At 48.9% G+C, this 3,764-nt stretch carries 1 protein-coding gene; it reads left to right on the top strand.

The window, feature by feature from the left end:
• Window positions 1-3,764: hypothetical protein (locus tag PHI12_13965; protein ID MDD5511892.1), on the top strand; the 3,764-nt coding region annotated here is incomplete at both ends.

Below are 3,764 nucleotides of genomic sequence, written 5' to 3'. Positions count from 1 at the left end.
ACACCACGGCCATTGCCATGGCAACAAGCGGCGCCAGCTTCGTGGTGTCAGCCAACATTACAAGCAACTATTTTGAATCTTCCTTTGACGACAATAGCTCTGTCGTTCAGATAGGCCACTCCAGCCCAAGTTCTTATTCAGTCAATATTTTAAATAACTATTTCGGTCCTACCGATGCGGATTACTTCATCAACGCTTCCTATTTAGAATCCCTCGTAATTCAGGGAAACAACTTCCACGGTAGTCCGGCAGTGGAGAATATTAATATAGGAAGTGGGGTGAATAAGCTGGTGGGCTCAACCAACAGGGACGGAGACGCTAACGGCGTTTTGGGGGTGGGGACTTCGACTCCGAGATATCTTCTCGACGTTTGGGGGGATTTGGCTGTAGGCACCAGCACTGACAGCAATACCCCCGTGCTTTACGTAAAATCCGGAATCGGTTACGGCTCTGTGGGTATCGGCACTACTACGCCTACGGGATTATTGACTGTGGGGACAACGACCCCCGCTTTGGTGGTTACAGATAGCGGCAAAGTGGGTATCGGCACTACTACGCCTACAGAAGCTTTAACTGTCGTAGGCAATATTGTCGGTACGGGGAATATAACCGTTACCGGAGACTATGTAACCCTATCTGGAGATATAATGCCTTCTTCTCCGCAGGTTAGCGATATTGGTTCTCCCGCCTACGACTGGGCCAATATATATGTAAACAATGTTTATGCAAACAATATTTTAGCTGCATCTTCTTCCATAGCCGGCACTATAGCTGAGATGTTCACCATAAACAGCGACGCTGCCTCTGACGCCACCTCCACCTTAAGATTCTACCGCGGCTCGGATACCCCTCATGCTCTTTTTAGCTGGGACGCAGGATATGACAGGTTTAACTTTAACTTCCCATTATACCTCTCTGGCACGGGAGCCATATCTTCAGCCGGAGCTCTCACTCTCTCCTCCGGCGGAGCAGGGGACATCCTCTTGAATCCTGCGGGCAACGTCGGCATAGCCACCTCTTCCCCCTCAGCCAAACTAGCTGTAACCGGCAACGCCATGATAGACGGAGACTTAAGCTTCCTCGGAGACCAGACTATCTCTGGTTCCGGCAAGCTCACCTTAAACCCCACAGGCAACCTGGAGCTCCAGTCCTCAGCCAACTACATTGATGAATCCGGCAACCTGGTGGTATCTGGCAGAGTGGATACAGACACCCTCCAGTATTCAGGCAACATCACCATCAACGCTACTTCTTCTGGAGCCACTACCGTTCTTGTCACCAATGCAGACGGAAGAGCAGTAGCCGACCTTCAGATAGAAGGGGACATCCAGATAGACGGAGGTAAAATCACCCTGGCCACCGGAGAAACCATTGATGCTGAAACCTCAGACCACATTATCATCACCTCCGGAGGCACCCAGGTCCTGGACATTATATCCGGAGGCGTGAGCGTCACCGGCAACGTTACCACTACAGACCGACTCTACGTCACCTCCGGAGGAGCTGATATTACAGGCACAGTGGATATTACCGGCAATACCGAGGTAACGGGCACCCTCCATGTTACAGCCACCACTACCTTGGATTCCTCCTTGGTTGTAGACACAGACACTCTTTACGTAGACTCTTTTACAGACAAGGTGGGCATTGGCACTTCAACTCCCAGCAGCAAGCTGTCTGTGGCGGGCAATATACTGGGTTCTGGCAATATCGTTCTTTACGGTTCTGCCACCTCTACTGTCTCCGGCCCCTTGGAGCTGGCCAGCCCCCTGAGAACGGCAGGCAACATCTATCCTGCCTCAGACGTTACATATACCTTGGGCTCTCCCAGCCACAGATGGGCTAACATATATGCTGCCACAGGCACCTTTGGGGGAACCATTACTATTGATACTGACGACATCAGGGCTACAGGGGCTCTTAACCTCACTGGATCTGCAGCCTCTACGTGGCAGGTGTCAGGAGGAGCCTTAACTGTTCAAGCAGACTCTCAAAATTTAACAATTAAAACTTTAAATTCTGGGAATATAGCCATTACTTCGGCAGGCTCTTTGACAGAAACCTTTGCTGCAGCCGGGGAATACTCCCTCATTCACGGTTCAACTGTTAGATTGGCTTTTGATTCGTCGGGTAACTTAATGGCTACGGGAACAACCATTGCTTTTACCGGCAACACTACCATTACCGGAGCTGCCACCACTACAGCTGACTTTTCCGCTCAGGGCAATATCTGGGGTTCTGGCAATTTGGTATTAAGCGGCACCATAAATACCGGACAAGGAGCCACGGAGGTCTATTTAATGAACCAGGATGTTCAAACGATTGACGCTGTTACTTTTGCTACAGTCAACACAGGCCACGGAGACAATGAGCTGTACGCCATGGATCAGCCAGTTAGAACCACAGACAGCGTTACCTTCGGAAGCTTGAACCTTACCTACGGTTTAACTTCCGCCTCCAGTACTTTTGACAACTTAACAGTTAACTCTACTACGACGTCCGGCACTTTGGCCGTAGGCACGTCAAATCTCTACGTGTCTGAGAATGGCAATGTTGGTATAGGCACCGCAAGTCCACAGGCAAACTTACAAATTGGAGCTGATGTTGCTATTTCTTCAGAAATGTTAGATGTCCGTGGCAATGGAGGGGGTCAATATATAGCAAGTTTTGAGCAAGATTCTTCTACTGGATATGGAGTTATAATTGATACTGATGGAACTCTTGTCAGTGAACCCGCTTTTTATGTTAGAAATAGCACCTCAGATTTGTTTTACATTGGGAGTAACGGCAACATCGGTATTGGTACAACAACCCCGGCCGCTGCTTTGGAGGTGGCAGGATTAATAAGGAGCACGGTTGCCGGATTTTCCGGTTTAGAATTAGTCAGCGGGACTGGATTGCAGTGGCAGCTTTTAAATAGCGCAGCAGCTAGTAATAGTTTTTCAATTTGGGAGGACGGAACGCAGCCTAGATTTACTATTTTAGAGGGAGGCAACGTCGGCATCGGTACGACGACGCCGGAATATATGCTTACTGTGGCTGGCAATACTAGTTTTGGAACATCCTCCGATTCAGAACTTTTAGTCGGAGGAGGGTATGGAAAGATAACCGTAGGTACCATTGATCCCCCCACCGGAGATTTGAAGATAGAGGTAGCTGCAGGCTCTCTTTCTGCCACAGCCTCAGACGATATTTACTTTGCTACCAACAATACAGAGAGGATGAGGATACTCTCTTCGGGTTATGTGGGTATTGGCACGACGACGCCAACCACTGCCTTACAAGTGAACGGAGTTCTTCGCATCGATAGGCAATCGACTGATTCCAGGTTAGAATTTTATCAGAATACCGTAAGAAAATGGGAAATATTTAATGATATTACCGGGAGTGGGACTGCAGATGCTTTAGTTATTGCTGGTGCAGACGGAGCCGCTGATTTAGTAATTGATAATACTGGCAACGTCGGTATCGGGACGACGAACCCCCCGAGCAAGTTGACGGTCATAGGCAGCGGAGCTTTTAGTACTGATGGCATAGCTACTACCACTATTTCATCGGCTACTTCTACTTTCGCCCACGGACTCATCGTGGATACCAATAGCTTGGTCGTTCAAGCCGATACTGGCAACATCGGCATCGGGACGGCGAGCCCAAGTCTAGATTTACATATTAAAAAAACAGTAGATGGGAGTGTAAGCGCGAGAGTTGAAAATCCAAGCACAGGAATATCTGCTTTTGCCGAGTTTTCGGCAATGTCTGATGGA

This window comes from Dehalococcoidales bacterium (genome assembly GCA_028716225.1).
In the GTDB taxonomy this organism is placed as follows: Bacteria; Chloroflexota; Dehalococcoidia; order Dehalococcoidales; family UBA5760; genus UBA5760.
This window is presented reverse-complemented; position numbering and strand designations above follow the sequence as displayed.